The sequence below is a fragment of the Lignipirellula cremea genome (assembly GCF_056501455.1).
In genome coordinates, this window is record NZ_CM151415.1 from 2949423 (window position 1) to 2966084 (window position 16662).

At 65.3% G+C, this 16662-nt stretch carries 15 protein-coding genes; 6 read left to right on the top strand and 9 right to left on the bottom strand.

Annotation, left to right across the window (positions count from 1 at the left end; genetic code table 11):
* The first annotated feature begins 612 nt into the window (after positions 1 to 612).
* Together SH602x_RS11565 and SH602x_RS11570 are read left to right on the top strand one after the other, a co-directional pair.
* The gene (locus tag SH602x_RS11565; RefSeq protein WP_479476936.1) at positions 613 to 1251 is read left to right on the top strand and encodes a hypothetical protein; all 639 of its coding nucleotides are present in this window, start codon (positions 613 to 615) and stop codon (positions 1249 to 1251) included.
* An 823-nt stretch (positions 1252 to 2074) separates the two neighbouring features.
* On the top strand, positions 2075 to 2986 hold the full coding sequence (locus SH602x_RS11570; RefSeq protein WP_479476937.1) for an IS1 family transposase: 912 nt from the start codon (positions 2075 to 2077) through the stop codon (positions 2984 to 2986).
* A 278-nt stretch (positions 2987 to 3264) separates the two neighbouring features.
* On the opposite strand, the gene SH602x_RS11575 is transcribed toward SH602x_RS11570, so the two are convergent.
* The gene (locus SH602x_RS11575; RefSeq protein WP_479476938.1) at positions 3265 to 3588 is read right to left on the bottom strand and encodes a hypothetical protein; all 324 of its coding nucleotides are present in this window, start codon (positions 3586 to 3588) and stop codon (positions 3265 to 3267) included.
* A gap of 246 nt (positions 3589 to 3834) precedes the next feature.
* On the opposite strand from SH602x_RS11575, the gene der reads away from it, so the two are divergent.
* Positions 3835 to 5328 carry a ribosome biogenesis GTPase Der gene (gene der, locus SH602x_RS11580; RefSeq protein WP_479476939.1) on the top strand — a complete coding sequence of 498 codons (1494 nt, stop codon included), beginning with the start codon at positions 3835 to 3837 and terminating at the stop codon, positions 5326 to 5328.
* A 250-nt stretch (positions 5329 to 5578) separates the two neighbouring features.
* Here the strand turns inward: der and SH602x_RS11585 are convergent, their stop codons facing one another.
* From SH602x_RS11585 to SH602x_RS11600, 4 genes are all read right to left on the bottom strand, one after another.
* On the bottom strand, positions 5579 to 7222 hold the full coding sequence (locus SH602x_RS11585) for a serine/threonine-protein kinase (RefSeq protein WP_479476940.1): 1644 nt from the start codon (positions 7220 to 7222) through the stop codon (positions 5579 to 5581).
* Positions 7223 to 7522: 300 nt separating this feature from the next.
* Positions 7523 to 8032, bottom strand: a complete 510-nt coding sequence (gene tsaE / locus SH602x_RS11590; RefSeq protein WP_479476941.1) for a tRNA (adenosine(37)-N6)-threonylcarbamoyltransferase complex ATPase subunit type 1 TsaE — start codon at positions 8030 to 8032, stop codon at positions 7523 to 7525.
* Entirely contained in the window at positions 8029 to 8982 is a 954-nt protein-coding gene (locus SH602x_RS11595) for a thiamine-phosphate kinase (RefSeq protein WP_479476942.1), read from the bottom strand. The genes tsaE and SH602x_RS11595 overlap by 4 nt, the downstream gene beginning before the upstream one ends.
* Positions 8983 to 9014: 32 nt before the next feature.
* On the bottom strand, positions 9015 to 10352 hold the full coding sequence (locus SH602x_RS11600) for a hypothetical protein (RefSeq protein ID WP_479476943.1): 1338 nt from the start codon (positions 10350 to 10352) through the stop codon (positions 9015 to 9017).
* 226 nt (positions 10353 to 10578) lie between these two features.
* Here SH602x_RS11600 and SH602x_RS11605 point away from each other — a divergent pair, with 226 nt between their 5' ends.
* Positions 10579 to 11622 carry a molybdopterin-dependent oxidoreductase gene (locus tag SH602x_RS11605; RefSeq protein ID WP_479476944.1) on the top strand — a complete coding sequence of 348 codons (1044 nt, stop codon included), beginning with the start codon at positions 10579 to 10581 and terminating at the stop codon, positions 11620 to 11622.
* A gap of 11 nt (positions 11623 to 11633) precedes the next feature.
* Positions 11634 to 11957: a hypothetical protein gene (locus tag SH602x_RS11610; RefSeq protein WP_479476945.1), complete on the top strand. Its 324-nt coding sequence runs from the start codon at positions 11634 to 11636 to the stop codon at positions 11955 to 11957.
* Positions 11958 to 11982: 25 nt separating this feature from the next.
* Here SH602x_RS11610 and SH602x_RS11615 read toward each other — a convergent pair whose 3' ends face one another.
* Positions 11983 to 12444: a GNAT family N-acetyltransferase gene (locus tag SH602x_RS11615; RefSeq protein ID WP_479476946.1), complete on the bottom strand. Its 462-nt coding sequence runs from the start codon at positions 12442 to 12444 to the stop codon at positions 11983 to 11985.
* Between the two features lie 206 nt (positions 12445 to 12650).
* A complete protein-coding gene (locus tag SH602x_RS11620; protein WP_479476947.1) occupies positions 12651 to 13439 on the bottom strand; it encodes an SDR family oxidoreductase in 789 nt (262 codons plus the stop codon).
* A gap of 396 nt (positions 13440 to 13835) precedes the next feature.
* Between SH602x_RS11620 and SH602x_RS11625 the strand changes: the two genes are divergently transcribed.
* Positions 13836 to 14132 (top strand): hypothetical protein, encoded by a 297-nt coding sequence (locus SH602x_RS11625; protein ID WP_479476948.1) that lies wholly within the window; start codon positions 13836 to 13838, stop codon positions 14130 to 14132.
* A 165-nt stretch (positions 14133 to 14297) separates the two neighbouring features.
* On the opposite strand, the gene SH602x_RS11630 is transcribed toward SH602x_RS11625, so the two are convergent.
* Entirely contained in the window at positions 14298 to 14783 is a 486-nt protein-coding gene (locus SH602x_RS11630) for a protein-tyrosine phosphatase family protein (RefSeq protein WP_479476949.1), read from the bottom strand.
* A 53-nt stretch (positions 14784 to 14836) separates the two neighbouring features.
* A complete protein-coding gene (locus SH602x_RS11635; protein WP_479476950.1) occupies positions 14837 to 16651 on the bottom strand; it encodes a BamA/OMP85 family outer membrane protein in 1815 nt (604 codons plus the stop codon).
* Between the last annotated feature and the right edge of the window lie 11 nt (positions 16652 to 16662).

A 16662-nucleotide genomic window follows, 5' to 3' on the forward strand; every position in this document is an offset into this window, starting at 1 on the left:
CGTCTGGTTCAGGCCGACCGTCGAGGCCGGTGGGTCAATGACCCACCCTACGGCAACGCATGTTCGTCGGTAGTGGGCTAGTTTGAATGTCGCGTTAGGTCACGCTGACCGATCGCAACTTTTCTTGGGGCGAGACCAGCTTTCCGCCCCGCTCTTGTGTCTTACCTGCGGGCAAGAGCGAGACCCCTTGCCGCTCGCTGCGGTCGGGTGTGGATAACTGAACGCCAGTCAGCGGTTAACCACTGCAAGCCACGTACGTGTAGTCAAATACTACGCGAACGAGACTAGGCGTAAGCTTCGAAGGCCAAATGACTTGCGTTGACGTAAGCCATTCGAAAAAAGTGTGCCAGAGGGCCACTTATGCCTTGAACGCAGACGTGCGCGGCGCTCCAATGCCCCTAGACCAATACGAAGAAAGGCCACAAGCGCTTGCGACGCTTGCAGCCTTTGTCGTTTTGGGCCGGTGGTGTGGCGCCATCGTGGATTCTAAATCCATCGATTCCGGGTTCGAAACCCGGCCGGTCCAGTCTGCGCGCCCGAAAGGGTTTTTCGTGCGCGCTCCTGATACTAGCGCGCGGTCGTCGCGTCTGCAAGAGCACGCCGGGAGAAACCATGAAAAAGGCCACGATCCGCTTCAATGGCGTTCCGGTGAAGTTGGAAGCGTCCAGCATCGCCGAACTTGTCGAACTCGTTGCCGCATTCACCGCGAGCGCAGCCGCCAAGCCGTCGGTAGCGGTCATCGAGCATCCCGGTCTTACTTCGCGATTCAAGCGTTCGGCCAAGTCCGCTGCCGCCGCGGCGCTTGATCCAGCTCGGCTCCCCTTGGTCATCGACGGCGTACTGACCCCGACCGGCGCGTGCCATCTGTCGGAGCAGCTTCGCGGACAAATGGCGGGATCGTTCCTTCGGGCTATCGCCGAATCCGAGGATGAGTGGGTTAGCGATACGGAAATTCGCCAGAAGGCTCCCGAAATCACAAACCTTGGAGCGCCTGTCGCCCACGTGTCTCGCCTCTGCCAAAAGCTCGGCGTGGATTTCTCGGACGTTCTTCAAAAGACGGAACAAAGGGCGGGCGACGGCAAGATTCACTATCACTACCGGCTAAAGCAGTCGATCGCCAATGCGATCCGGCATGAAGTTGAGGCGCCGGAAGCAGGGATTCAAATGGAACGCCCGATTCGCCGATCTGATTTGAAAGAGGAGCAACGACAGGCCGCTGTCGATGCCGACAGGGGCGACTTTACCTTTTGAAGGAGCAGGCTCAATGCAGCACGCATTGATGTAGCGTCGCGAAAGAGGCTTTCGACGCCCGAGGGACGACCCAATAGCGAAGCCGCCCCGGCGTGACCGCGTCAACGGTACACGCCAGGGCGGGGATCGTCGCCAAGTGGGATGTGACCACCCACCCGGCTTAGCCGAGCATTTGCCCGACAGGTAGCATCGTTAGGCGACGCTCGGCGAACGAAGTTGGTTAAATCTCCAACCCCGTTTCGCGAGCAGTGCACCATGCATCAGCTTGAGTTCGATTGGGTCGACGTGTGCGAACACGTTCGACGCCCGCCGTATTCGTACGGTAAGGGACCGAAAACGGTTCCGGTGGTGAAGCACCAACGGCGCTGGCCGTCGTCGCGTCACCGCTGATCGTCTGTCTTGATTCTAGTTCGGCGTAGCAAACGACGCTGCGCCAATCACGAGTCGCGGGTAGCGATTCTGCGCCCGCGACTCCCTTTTTTCAAGTGGCCGGCTTCTGCTTCCGAACTGCTGCTTTCAACAGGACGCCTCGCGCCCATGCAGAGAAGTTGCCGTCCGACGCTTCGTCGAGCACTGCCTTCTCTGCCGCGGTAATACGAATCACGGCGCTCACGGTCTTTCGCTCGTCCTCCGCAACGCTGGGGCGCCCGCGTCCGCGCTTCTCGGCTGCTTTCTTCGCCACGATTCGACCCTGGATTGGGAACGGTCAGCCTGCGAGAAGTATTTTTACTGTTATGCGTAAATTGGTCAAGAGTCTCTTGATACCGGCGAATATCTGCATAACAATAAATGCAGTCGGGAATCGCTCGCCGGAGTCGGGAACGTGGCCAATCGCCTGTCGAATGAGAAGCGCCAACTAGTCCTTCGTCTGCTCTGCGAAGGCAACTCCATCCGCGGCACGAGCCGCGTCACTGGTGCCCACAAGAATACGGTCGGCAGCCTGATACTGGAATTCGGCAACGCTTGCCGCGCGATGCTGGACGACACCCTGCGCGACCTGAAGTTCGCGCACGTCGAAGTCGACGAAATGTGGACGTACGTGGGAAAGAAGCAGGCCCGGCTGACCGTCGAAGAAAAGCAGACGCGGCACGACATCGGCGACGTTTACCTTTGGACCGCGATCGATCAGGACTCCAAGCTGATCGCGTCGCACGTCGTCGGGAAGCGCTCCGCCGACAACGCCCGTCGCTTGATGGTCGATCTGGCTTCGCGGCTCGTCTTTCCGGCTGCCGGCTCTGCGGACGATCGCGACTTCATGAAGCGATCGTATCAGCCCATCGTCCAGATCAGCACGGACGGCTTCGCGGCCTATCCCGAGGCGGTCGATCTGGCGTTCGGGCCGTTCGCGGCGTTCGGCACGATCATAAAGGAGTACCGGAACGGACGAATGCTCTACGACCCGTCGGAAATGATCGGGACGAAGCGGCACAACATCCGCGGGATAATGAACACGCGCTCGATCTGCACTTCGCATATCGAGCGGCACAATCTGACCGTGCGGACGTTCATGAAGCGGTTCAACCGCCTCACGCTCGGCTTCTCCAAGTCGCTCCCGCATCTAGAAGCGGCGGTCGGGATGTTTCTCGCCTACTACAACTTCGTCTGGCGTACGCGGAACACCGACAAGAGCGGATCGCCCGGGAAGCTACGCCCGACGGCTGCGATGATGGCCGGGGTTACAGATCGTCTCTGGAAGTTCGACGACCTGTATTCCGAGGCGATAAACTACGGCTGAAGCATTGACGCGGACGTGGGGGCCTTCGAAGATTTATCGAAGGCCCTTTTCGCATGGAGGACGTGATGACCGCAACGACCACGGAACCGACGGAGGCGAGCGCCCCCGCCACAAGGCGCCAACCCGAGCCCCGCCCCTGCGTGGCGCGAGAGATTCGCCTGGAGCTATCTCGCGTCAATACCGCAGTAGACGAGTGCGTCGAACGCGAAGCGGCGGCGTTCGTCACTTGGTGGAACGAAAGGCAGGAGGCGCGCGAGCGGGGTCGCCGCAGCGCAGGGCTAGTCGACTAGCGTCGCGTTCTTGGACTTGATGTCAGCGACCGCAGCAAGTCGCGTATCCCTGTCGCTCCCAGCCTTCATGAAGAGGAGATGCACGCCCGGTCCCCAGTGGCATCGAATGTCGTCCGGCAGGCTCGTTGCCGACACGAGGCCGCTAAGCCCGTCCGATTCGCCAAACCAGATCGGGGACCAGTCGCCAAACTCGTATCTCGCAACCGTAAAGAGAAACGGCAGCGACTCCTTCGCGTCTGATTTCGGCAAAATCGACGTGAACACGTATCGATCGCCGGACGCCCCGAACCAATCCGCTTCAAGGTTCGCCATTCCCCGCTCCCTACCAAAAGAAAGGACGCCGCTGATTGCGGCGCCCCGATGGTAGCGAGCGCTGATCCCCATTCGAATCGGACGATCGGTCAGCGTGACCTAACGCGACATTCAAACTAGCCCACTACCTGTTCGTCGGATTACGGGACGCGGCCCCGCTTTGGCGATACAATCACCCGATTAGTCGTTTCCGCCTGTCGCGTGCCTTTCGCCTGCGCCTCAGTCTGTCGCTGATCCGATCGCTCCATGTCGCGTCTCCCCCGCATCGTCATCGTCGGCCGTCCGAACGTCGGCAAGTCGAGTCTTCTGAACTGGATCGCCGGCAAGCGCCTGGCGATCGTGGACGACTTCGAGGGGGTGACCCGCGACCGGGTCTCGTTCGTCCTGCCGATCCGCGACCGGTACGTCGAGGTCTACGACACGGGCGGGGTCGGCATCGTCGATTCCGATCAGCTTTCCGACCACGTCGAAGAGCAGATCCGCCTGGCCATGGAGCAGGCCGACGTGCTGCTCTTCGCGCTCGACGCCCGCGTCGGCATGCTGCCGCTGGACGAAGAGGTCGCCCGGCGGCTGCATACGCTGAACAAGCCGACGATCCTGGTGGCGACCAAGGTCGACGATCGGAAGTTCGATTCGCAGGCCGAAGAGTTCCGGCGTCTTATGACGGCGCCGGTCGTCGCGACCAGCGCCCATCAGAACCGGGGCAAGGACGATCTGTTCGGAGAGATCGAAAAGCTGCTGCCGCCCCGCGACGCGATCGAGGACGCGACCGCCGCCACGCTGGCCGAGCCGGAGATGAAGCTCGCCATCGTCGGGCGCCGGAACGTCGGCAAGAGCACGTTCGTTAACACGCTGCTCGACGAGAAGCGGATGATCGTCAGCGAAGTCCCGGGCACCACCCGCGACAGCGTCGACGTTCGCTTCCTGTTCGACGGCAAGCCCATCCTGGCGATCGACACGCCGGGCGTGAAGAAGAAGAAATCGGTCTCGAACGACCTGGAGTTCTACAGCGCCCATCGAGCGGAACGGAGCGTTCGGCGATGCGACGTGGCGCTGATGTTCTTCGACGCCGAGCAGACGATCAGCAAGGTCGACAAGCAGTTCTGTTCGTACATCGAGGAGAACTTCAAGCCCTGCATCCTGGTCGTCAACAAGTGGGACCTGCTCTACGGCAAGGTTTCGACGCAGGAGTGGGCCGACTACCTGCGCGAGACATTCCCTTCGCTGGCGTACATGCCGATCGCGTTCATCACCGGCATGACCGGGAAGAACGTGAAGACCCTGCTCGCCCATGCGAGGATGCTGTTCAAGCAGTCGCGAACGCGAGTCACGACCGGCGAACTCAACCGGGCGATCAAGGCGGCGCTGGAGCGCAATCCGCCCCCGCTGTACGGCGTGAAGACGCCCAAGGTGTTCTACGCGACGCAGATCTCGGAGGCTCCGCCGACGATCGTGCTGATGTGCAACGACGACGAGGGCTTCGCGCCGTCGTATCGGCGCTACCTGCTCAACCAGCTTCGCGACGTCCTCCCTTACGGCGAAGTGCCGATCCGGCTCTTCTTCGAGAAGCGAAACTCCCGCTCGAAGTCCTCGGTCGCCGAGGCTGCCGAAGCCGAAATGGCGAAGGAAGCGGCGAAGGCGGAAGCAGCGCTCGACGACGCTCCGGACCTGATCGACGAGGACGAGGAGTTCGTCGAAGAAGCGTTCGTCGACGATCCGGAAGGCGAGCGGGGGACGTAAGTCCCCCGAGTCTTCCGTAGTGATTTGTCTATCGCTGAATCTCATCCTCTCCTCCGGGTGCCACTGGCTCCGCCAGTGCTTTTCCGGAGGCCGGATCGCTCGTGTTGGACGACCATTCAAGCTTCAGCACTGGCGGAGCCAGTGGCACCCGAAGCTCTTCGCTCAGCCTGACAGAAAACGATCTACGGACCACTAGGAAAAGCTCGACCGACAGACTCGGGGGATTTACATCCTCCGTTCGCCGAAGTTCCTACGGCGACGCGGTCAGCGCGTAGGCGATGACGACCGCGACGATCGCCGCGCCCAGCAGCAGCCCCACGCTGATCGATAGCAGGACCGAATAGCTCGGAAACGCGGGGCCCGCATGCGCGTCGCGCGCGGGCACATGCTGGGGAGCGGCCTTCGCCGCGATCGGCTTCGCAGGCGCGGCCTGCCTCGCGGTCGAAGTCTTCGCCGTAGCGGGTCGGGCGGGCGACACTTTCGCGGCGGGACCGGTTCCGCCCGTGAACTTCGGCGCGGGCATCGCGACCGACTGCGACGTCGCCGCCAGAATGGCCGCCCAGTTCTCTCCCGACGCCCCGCCGATCACGCCGTCGACCGTCGCGCCGGAGCCGCTCGTTTCGACGGACGCGAGATCCAGACCCAGCCGCTCTTCGCCGTCGGCCGACGGTCCGTCGGCTATTTGTCCTTCGGCGAGTCGGGCCGCGGTCGCCGCGTCCAACTTTCGGGCGGCACGCTCGGCGTCGGTCTCGATCGACTCGTCGGCCCTGGTTCGATCCGTCGGCACCGGCCGACGCTTTTTGTCGAGGGACCCGCCGCGGATCCGTTCGACCGGCGTCGGCGCTTCGTCGGGATCGCCGGGGAAGACCAGGCGTTCCGGCGGGAACTGCGACAGGTACTTCGCGCAGTCCTCGGCGATCAGGTCCGCGGAGGCGTAGCGATCCTGCGGCTTCTTCCGCGTCATCTTCTTCCAGAGGCTGTAGACCTCCGGCGGGATGTCGGGGCGGAGCTTCTTCAGGCTCGTCGGCTCCTCGAGCTTGTGCTTGAGCAGCCGCTCCATCGGCGTCCCCTCGCGGAAGGGGGCGTGACCGACGAGCAGAAAGTAGAACGTGCAGCCCAGGCCGTAGATATCGGCGCGGCCGTCGACCTTCGAACTGTCGATCGCCTGCTCCGGCGCGACGTAGTCGACCGTGCCGAGCAGCTTCGTGTCGTCGTGGATGGTGAGCGAGCTGTCGTCGTCCTCGATGCGGGCCAGGCCGAAGTCGAGGACCTTGATCACGCCCAGGTGATCCTTCATCAGGTTCGACGGCTTCACGTCGCGATGGATGCAGCCATGCTCGTGGGCGTAGGCGAGGCCGAGCGCCGCCTGCCGCAGGTATTCGACCGCTTCGGGAAAGTCGAGTGGTCCCTTCCGCTGCACCACCCGTTCGAGGGATTCCCCCTTCATCAGCTCCATGACGAGGTAGGCCGCCTCGTCGAGTCCGTCGTAGTCGAACGTCCTCACGATGTTGGGATGCTGCAACTGCGAGGCCACGCGGGCCTCCCGATCGAAGCGGGCCAGCGCGTTCGCCCGCTTCAGCGCCCGCCGGGCGACGACCTTCAGCGCGACGTCGTTTCCGAGGCGGGTATGCCGCGCCTTGTAGACGCTCCCCATGCCGCCCGTGCCGAGCGGTTCGAGGATGAGGTACTTCCCGAGCACGAACCCGCGGACGCGACCTTCGCCGAGCTTCCGGGCCTGCCACGCGGTGAGCAGGCCGGCGTCGATCAGGGCGTCGCGCAGGTCGTCCCCTCGCAGTCCGTCGTGCTCGAGAAGGAACGCTTCGAGCGTCTCTTCGGGCACGATCCGGCTGATTCGCAGACGGTCGAGAAAGCGATCCGCGCTCGTCGTGGTCATAACGCGGCGGTCAGCGCTCCTTTGCGAACGGGCGGAGCCCCCCGAGGGCTTCAGGTCGGTCCCCCCAGGGCTTCGGGGCGAAGCCCCAATCTGCAAAAGAGCACAGCCCTCATGGTGACGGGCCGAGCCAGATGAGCGACCGGAGCCCCGCGGCGATGGCGAACGGAGCGAGGTCCGAAGGTCAGGCCTCGCCCTGCAATATAGTTACGTATCGGTCGACGGCGTACAAGTTCCGCAACCTCTCCTCAGGGCCGGCGAACGGACGTTCACATCGGGGATCGCGAGGGTTCGAGTTCGTCGCTAACGGAGCGCTTCGCGCAGCCGCCGAAGGACTCTTCGCGAGCGTACGCCGCCCGCTGTCGCATCGGCGCGCCGCGATGACTCTCCCATTACGCTGATCGTCAGGTTCAGCCGATCTTTCGGCAGCAGATCGCCGAAACGCTCGCCCCACTCGACGCAGACGACGTCGTCGCCGGCACACATTTCCTCGATCCCAAGTTCGAGGAAGGCGTCGTCGTCCTCCACGCGATAAGCGTCCAGGTGCTGCAACTCGAGCGGAGCGCCGTCGTTCGGCGAGCGACCCGCATGCTGACGGCAAAGGACGAAGGTGGGCGAGACGATTTCCTCTCGCGGAATGCCGAGCGCTTCGCCGAGCGCCTGCATCAGCCGGGTTTTTCCGGCGCCGAGCGACCCGGTCAAACAGATCGTCGTCCCCGGTTCGACCGCAGCGGCGAGCGCCTGACCCAGCGCATCGGTCGCGGCCAGATCCGGAAGTTCGAGCGACAGCGCGTCATCGTCCGCATCGCTCATCGATCGGCTCCTTCGCCCGAACCGCCATGCTCCCAACCGCGTGGCAGGAGCGGAACGAGCATCGGAGCGTCGTGCGAGACGCTCCAGAGCCCCGGCGCGACGACGAACTCTCCGATCTTGCGAATCGGCGTACCGAGGAGGTCGGAGCGCTCTTTCAGGAAGGCTGCTGCCTCTTGCGGCGCGACCGCGAGCAGCAGTTCGAAATCTTCGCCGTCGCTGAGCGCCCGATCGAGGGGCGAGCGTCCGGTCGAATCGCCGGCTGCCGCGCGCTCGGCGTCGGGAGAGATCGGAATGCGGTCGAGATCGAGCACTACGCCGCAGCCGCTTGCGTCCGCCAGTCGAGCGGCGTCGAGCGACAGACCGTCCGACACGTCGATCGCTGCGCGGACGATCGACGCCTCCCGCAGCGCGAGCGCCTCGCGGACTCGCGGCTGAACGTCGAGATGCCGACCGAGCAGACTGCCGCCGAACGCGCCGGTAGCGAGCAGCCAGTCGCCCGGCTTCGCGCCGCTGCGCTTCCACGCCGAACCTGCCGGCACGACGCCGATCGCGGTGACGCTGATCGCCAGCCTGCCTGGCCAGGTGTTGGTATCGCCTCCGGCGATCTGGCAGTCGAAGCGCTCCGCCAGGGGAAGCATGCCCGCATACAGACCTTCGGCCAGTTCGCGGGCGTCGGCTTGCGGCAGGCAGAGCGACACGAACGCGGCGACAGGCTTCGCGCCCATCGCGGCGAGATCGCTCAGGTTCACCGCGAGCGCCTTGTGGCCGATCCGCTCAGGCGAGACTTCGCCGACGACGAAGTCGACCCCGTCCGAGAGCAGGTCAGTCGTGACGATCAGTACTTCGTTCGCACGACACTGAATCGCCGCGGCGTCATCGCCGACGCCGATCGTGACGGGCGGCCTGGCGATCAGTCGACCGCGCAGCGCTTCGAGCCATTCGCGTTCCATGCCGCGGAACCTGCCTGTTTCGCGGAAGGATGTCAGCCCTGAATGAACGACAGCAGGATGCCGATGAACAGGACCAGCAGAAACGAGCAGACGCCGAAGGCGATGGCGTTGGACAGCGTCCGCCGGCGCTCTTTCTGCTCGGGCGTCCATTCGCGCAGGGCGACGCGATCCTCCCCCTCGCCGACGTAGCGCCGGGGCTTGATCAACTCGACCCGTGTTCCGTCCGGCGCGAGGATCTCGAACCGTTCCGGTTCCTCCTGCTCTTCCAGGCTTTCGACGTCCTGCGGGAGCGCCTTTTGTTCCGGCTCCGTCTCCGCAGCGGTTCCGGCGCCGGGCGCAGCTTCCTTGTCGGCGCCAGGCGGAAGATCGACCGGCGACCTGGCGGGAGCGGTCTCCGCGCCGGGCGGAAGTTCGACGCCCGGGGGCAACTCCACGCCAGGCCTCGACGGCGCCGCCGCGCCGGGAGGCAGCAGGTCGGCGCCCGGCGGCAGGAGATCGAGCTCCGCCTTTCCCGACGTCAGCTTCGAGGCAGCGGCGCCCGGAGGAAGCAGATCGTCGGACGCTCCGTCCGCGGCAGCTTTCGCCGGGGGGGCGTTGGCCTTCTTATCTCGGGCGACCGGAGACGCTGCCGGCGGAAGCAGATCCTCGGCTCCGGGAGGCAGCAGATCGTCCAGAGCCGCGGCCTGCTTCGGAGGCTCCGACGTACGAGGAGGCTCCGCCTTCGCAGGCTTCTTCGACGGCGGCGCCGCGGCAGGTTTCGCCGTTGAAGGCGCTGTCGCAGGCGAGGAGGGCGATTCGGTCTTCGCCGGCTGCACCTTCTCCAACGCCTTCGGCGGAGCGGCGCCGGGCGGGAGAAGATCGTCAGGCGCAGCGGTCGCGACCGGTCTCGCCGGCGGGGCCGACTTCGCGGGCGGTTTGGCGGCGCCCGATGGGGATCCTGCCGATGCTCCTGGCGCCGGACCAACCCTCTTCGGCGGCGGCGCCGGCTTCGAAACAGGCGGTTCCGGCTTTCCGGGCGCCGGCGGCGCGGGCGAGCCAGCGCCAGGCGGCAGAAAGTCATCGATCGCGATCGCCGGCGCGGACCGTTGCGGCGGAGCAGCGGGCTTCGACGGAGGAACGGCGCTCTGCGGGGGACGCTTCGCAGGCGGCGCAGCGGTCGGGTCGAGCTTCCGCGGCGGAGCGGTCGCGGAGGACGGCCCGGCTTTGCGAGGCGGAACGGGAGGATCCTCTTTCCCCGCGGTCTTCGCCGGCGGTTTCGATGCGGAGAGCGTGACCGGCTTGCCGCACTTCGGACAGGCGACCGACCCAGCTTCCGTCAGGTTCGCGGCGAACGGCGCCCGACAGTGCGGACACGTGACGGAGGAGGCCATGCGGTCGGAATCGGCGAAGCGTGATGAGGAGACGAGATCGACCGGGATGCCGCGGTCGCGTCAGGAAGGCGGAAGCGGGCCGAGCGCGAACCGAGGGACGGCAAGCGCCGGGGCCGGACGTCTTCGTCGAGGCCAAGTTATGGTAACAAGAACTTTTGCACGCGCCGACTCGCTCCCGCCGATGCCGGGCGCCGGGGCGGCTTCGATCCGCTTCCGCACTCGCTCTATGACGAACGATCCCGATCTTCCGCCGCGACAACGACTTGCCGCCGCAGGAAAGTGGCCCGTCGTCGGGGAAACGGACTGCCTCCCGTACGACGAACCGTGGCGGCTGAGCCTGGCGGTCGAAGGGCAGTTGGTCGGAAACTGGACGCTCGACGAACTTCGGGAGCTGTCCGCGGAGACCCGTACGCTGGATTTTCACTGCGTCACCCGATGGTCGCGAAAGGAAGTCCGCGTTACCGGGATCGCGCTCGAAAGCCTGATCGCGAAGGCCGGAATCGCGAGCGGGACTGGCTACGTCTCCTGGGTCGCGCGAACCGCTCGGCAGCATTCGAGTTCGCTCCCCCTGGCGGAGGCGCTGCGGCTGGGGGCGATGCTGGTCTGGAACGTCGACGGTCAGCCGTTGACGGGCGAACACGGCGGGCCGCTGCGAAGCGTCGTTCCGGGCAAGTACTTCTACAAGAGCGTGAAGTGGGTCGAGCGCATCGACCTGCTTGCGACCGATCGCCTGGGATACTGGGAGGCCGAGGCGGGGTACCACAACGGCGCCGACCCCAGGCGCGAAGAGCGCTACATCGCCGGCGGCCTCACGCGAGAGGATCTTCGGAACCTCCTGTCGACGCGCGACTGGAGCGGACGCGAGGCGCTGAGCCTGATCGCTGACGGTCGCGACCTGGCCGGACTGATCGCGAGAGGGGCCTTGCTGCGAAACGCCGACTTCAGCCGCGCGATTCTTGCCGGCGCAGCTTTTCGCGAAGCCAATCTCTCCAATGCGTCGTTCGCGGGGGCGAACCTCGCGGGCGCCGATTTCCGAAACGCCGACGTCGAAGGGGCGGAGTTCGACGGCGCCGATCTGTCGGGCGCCGATTTCCGCGGTGCGTCGCTGTTCGGGGCCACGTTCACGGGCGCGACCGTCGATGGGGGAACCCGCTTCGAATCGCGGCAACTCGAGGCGCTGGCCGAGGTGGAGCGGCTATTTCTGGCGGAAGCCCTTCAGCGGGCGGGCGTCGCGGACGATGAAGCGAAGAAGGACCGTCCTTCCGCCTGAGTCGCCCGAAGATGCACGCCAGCCCTTTTCGACGTCGACTGCTCAGGAGCGTAACGCTCGCGCTCGCGACGACGCTGACGGTCGGCATCGTCAGCAGCGCCTCGGCGTCGGATCCGTTTCGCGGATGGGCGCCGCTGAAGACGCGTCCGCTGAAACCGAAGTACGCGGTCCGGCCGTCGACGGCGACGTTTCCGCAGCCGCTCGTGACGATCCCGCCGAATCCGACGCCCTATCCCTACGGCTACTTCGGCGCCGTCGGCCCGCACTCGAGCGTCGAGGCAGGACCGGGAAGTTCGCCCGGCACGCGCGCCTGGTCGTACAGCTTTCGCCGCTGAATCGACGAATCGGCCAAGAGCGAGGCTACGATCGCATGACCAGCGGCAGCCAGTCGGCGCCGGGTTCGACGCGTTCGTCGTACGGCTGCCAGCCGTTGGCGAGGTAGAACCCGATCGCGTTCTCGTTCCGCCGATCGCACTTCAGCCAGGCGGGTCTGGCCACCTGGGCCAGCGCGGCGCGGAGCAACTGCCCGCCGATGCCGGACCGCAGACGATCGGGCGCCACGAACAGGTTGTGGACGAAGCTCTCGGGCGGCCACCACGAGACGAATCCGACGACCTGCTCCTCGATCGTCGCGACCAGCACCGGTTCGCCCTCGGTCGCCCGATCGAAATCTTCCAGCGTCCAGTCGTGCTGCGGACGCCACGGAAACGTCGCCCGGCGCGCGTCCAGAAACAGCGTCCGCAGAGCGGCGAGGTCGGCAGGCGTCGATTCCCGAATCGCGATCGGAGCGAGCGTCGAGGCGGCGATGGCGGTTTCTCGCACGAAGCGGACGGCGAAGTGACGGCACGCAGATCAGAGGGCCGCTCGCCCCCCAAGGTTCGCTTGGCCCTGCGGCAGCGCTAAGTCACGATTCGTCGACCGTCTCGGCGAGATGCACGACCTGGGTGGCCCCGATTGCAAAGCAATCGCGGCCACCCGGAAAAGGTTCGCTTGGCCCTGCGGCAGCGCCTTGACCCGGAAGCCGCCCCTTATCCTCGCAGCAGCGACTGCGCTCCGTCGATCCAGATCGGCGTGCCGGTGATGTGCTTGGCGGCGTCGCTGGCGAGAAACAGCACGAGCTCCGCCGTGTCTTCGATCGAGCCGGGCTCTCCGTGCGTCAGCGGAATCTCGCCTTCGGGGAAGTTGGCCGGTACCTGCGCCTCTTCCAGATCGATTCGCTCCGTCTTGTCATGGATCGGCGTTTCGATGGCGCCGGGACAGATCACGTTGACGCGGATCTTGTGCCTCGCCAGTTCGAGCGCGAGCATCTGTGTCAGCGCCACCTGGCCTGCCTTGGAGCTGGCGTAGGCGGTGGCGCCGCTGTTGGAGAACATCCGCGTCCCGTTCACCGAGGAGGTGACGATGACGGAGCCTCCTCCCTGCTTCTTGAGGTGGGGCACCGCATACTTGATCGTATAGAACGTGCCGGTGAGGTTGATGGCGATCGTCGATTCCCAGTCCTTCGGATCGAGTTCGTCGATCGGCGCCCAGGTTCCGTTGATCCCGGCGTTCGCGAAGACGACGTCGATCCGCCCGAAGCGCTTCGCCGCTTCGTCGATGGCGCGATGGATCTCGTCGGCGTTCGAAATGTCAGCGGTGAAGGCCTCCGCTTCGACGCCTTCGTTGCGGACTTCGGCGACCGCCTTGCGGAGTTCCTCGTCGTCGAGTCCGATCGCCGCGATGCTGGCGCCCGCCCTGGCCAGGCGGATGGCGGCGCCCTTGCCGATGCCGGAGTTGGCGCCGGTGATCAATGCAACGCGATCCTTCAGTTCATACATCTCGAGGGCATTCCTAAGACGGACCATTCGCATCCGGGTGAAGCCGGCGGCACGACCGACCGGGCTTCAGCAGTATGGGGAGCTGGCCGGAGTCGCAAAGGGCCGCGCAGGGGAGTGGTCGTTCGGACGGCGCGTCGTAATCAAAGTGATAGCGTCGCTCGCGGGAAGAAGATCCTGCTCGCACGCATCGGAATGACGGGACGATACGATGCAAAACGTTAAATATCTTGGGCTTATGATTTAGGAACTCCTGTCGAAGGAACTCCGTCGTAGCGATACGGCATGGCAATCGCGAAATGATTGAGGCGTGAACCCGGTCGAGTCGCCGCGAACGCAGATCGTTTGCTGCGTCGGCGTTCTGACCGGTCTGGTTCGCGTTCTCAAGGAGTTTCAGCCATGCGCAAGGTTTTGTTGGGTCTCGTCGCCGCCGTCACCTTGGGCGCGGCGTGCTTCGCACCGCTGTCGCAGGCGAGCGCCCAGTGGGGCATCTACATCGGCAACGGCGGCTACTACGGCGGAGGCCCGAGTTACCGCTCGTTCTACGGCGGTCACACCCGCGGCCATTACGACTATCACCCCGGATCGTACGTGCGGCACGGCTACCACTACGACTACGTGCCGGGTCACTACGATTACCACCGCGGCAGCCACGGTCATGGCCATGGCCACGGACTCGGACACGGCGGCTGGTGATCGCCGTTCCCGCCATCGTCGAATGCGGCCGCTGAATCGCAAGGTTTCGGCGGCTGTTTTCGTTTCCGAGGGGGTAGAGTGCGTTTCGCGAAACTGTAGCGGCCTGTGCGCCGATTACACGGCGAGTCAGATCGCCGGGAACGCTACTTGTGAGTGCGACACGCACTATCCGTCCAGGTGCGGTTCGATCGCGTCAGCTCGCGCGTGCGGCAGCAAATGACGCCGCCCGTATTCGCGAACGGCTTCGATGAGCGCCTCGTTCACCAGACGCTGGTGCGTCGGAACGGCATCGTAGGAGGCGACTTCGATCTGGCGTCTCGCCACGTTGCGATCTACTCCGCAAGCGACAAGGTAAAGCCAGACGATCACCGCGGAGCGGTTCCATCCCGCCATGCAGTGTACGTAGACGTTGCCGCGACATACGAAGCGGTGCAGCGTCGCGAGACATTCGATCGCCTGATCGACCGGCACGATCGTGAGATCGGCGATCGGCACATGGGCCATCGACTCGAACGGCCCTTCATCGCGGCGGAGCTGGCTTTCGACGTCGCTCACGTTGAGCACGCAGGCGATTTCAGCCTGACGCAGGCGTTCGAGCAGTTCGCGGGAGGCGAACCCTCCCTGCCAGATGCAGCGGGCGACGCGGAACAAGCGGGGCTCCTTCGAAGGCCTTCCGACCCTGTGCGGAAGAGCCTTCTCCCAGCTTACAGCTTTCCGATGCCGATGTAGAAGCTGAAGATCTGCGTGTCGTCGTAGTCGGCCTTCGCGACGGGGAAGGCGAAGTCGAACGCCAGCGGCGCGGCGCCGAGCGCCGGGACGTTCAGCCGGAAGCCGAAGCCGGGCGCCACGCGAACTTCGTCCCAGTCGATGCCGGGCTTCTCTTCGACCGTACCGGCGTCGCAGAACACGACGCCCTTGATCATGTCGTCCGCCGTGAGCGGGAAGAAGTATTCCACGCTGGTCAGGACTCGCATCTCGCCGCCGACGGTGACGCCGTTGTTGACCGGCGAGGCGCCGCGGAAGTCGAAGCCGCGAAGCGTCGAGAAACCGCCGGCGAAGTAGTTGTCGTAGAGCGGCGTGTCGGGACCCGTGAAGCCGACGCGGGCGCCCGCGGCGATGGTGTGACGACCCGATCCGTCGGCCCGTTCGTGCAGCAGGAAGTAGCGGCGATAGTCGGCCTCGATCCGCGGATACTCGAAGTCGCCGAAGACCTGCTCGTAGGAGAGTTCCAGGAACTGACCTTCCGTCGGGAAGAACGGGATGTCGCGGGTGTCGTAGGTGATGCTCGCCTGGCCGCTGTAGAGGTCGTTCGAACCGATGACCTCGTCCAGTTCCTGCACGCCGGCGACGCGCGGATTGTCGATCGTGATGTTCTCGATCCGGCTGCCGACGCTGAACGAAAGGTCCTGCGTCAGGCGATACCCGAGCGAGAGTCGACCGCCGACGCGTTCTTCGTCGTAGTCGAAGTAATTCCGCGTGAAGTAGAAGGCGCTGAGGTTCGACGTGACGAGCGTCTCGAACAGGTACGGGTCGGACAAGCTCACCATGTAGCGCTGCACGTTCGTGCCCGGGATCGCTTCCAGGCGGAAGCCCTGACCGCGACCGCGGAACGCGCGACCTTCCGCGAAGTCGGTGAAACTCGTCGGGAAGGCCCAGATGTCGAAGTTCCGTTCGTCGACGATGACCTGACCGGTGACGCCCGCTTCGGAGTTGACGCCGGCGCCGATGATCAGGCGGCCAGTGCGGGCCTCCTCGACGAAGGCGTCGATGTCCGCGAAGTTCGGCGGCATGAACGGCTCCTGGCCGACGATCGTCTGATCGGGCGAAGGAAGACCCGCCGGCGGAATCGTCGTGCCGGGCGGAAACGTCTGACCGGGAGCCTGCACGAAGCCGTTCTGGGCGAGCACCGTCGGCCCCGCGCCCGCTCCGGGCGCGGAAGCGTAAGGATCGATGCCGGACCCTGCCGCCGGGGCAGGGGACCCGTCGTTCAGAAAGCCGGCAGGCGTCGACCAGTTGAGCTGGCCTGGGCCGGAAGCCTGGCCGGGAGCCGACGAGTTGAATCCCTGCCCGCCTGCGACAGGCGTCGCCGGAGCGTCATAGATCGCTCGCGAAGCGGGCGCCGGGGCGTAGCCGCCTGACGGAGCGTAGCTGGGAGCGGGAGCGTAGCCCGGAGTCGGCGCGTACGATCCCGATCCGGCAGCGCTTTGCGAGTTACCCGATCCTGGCGGCAGGCCTTGGCCAGCCGGAGGACCGTAATAGGTCGGCGACTGACCCCGAACGGTGACGCCCTTCTTCTCGGCGACTTTCGGAGAGGACTCTTCGCTTTCGCGCGACGGGGGCGCTTCCTTGACGTTCGGCTTCGATCTCGCCTGGGAGAGCCAGTCTTCGGAGGGCGGCGTCGTCGGCGCCGTCGCGCGGGGCGAGAACCCGGGCAGCGAACATCCGCACGTGCCGGCCGTCGCCAGGGCGAACGCGACGGTCGCGACCGGAAGGATTAGGCTGGCGGGCGTTCGACTCACCGGGGCGATAT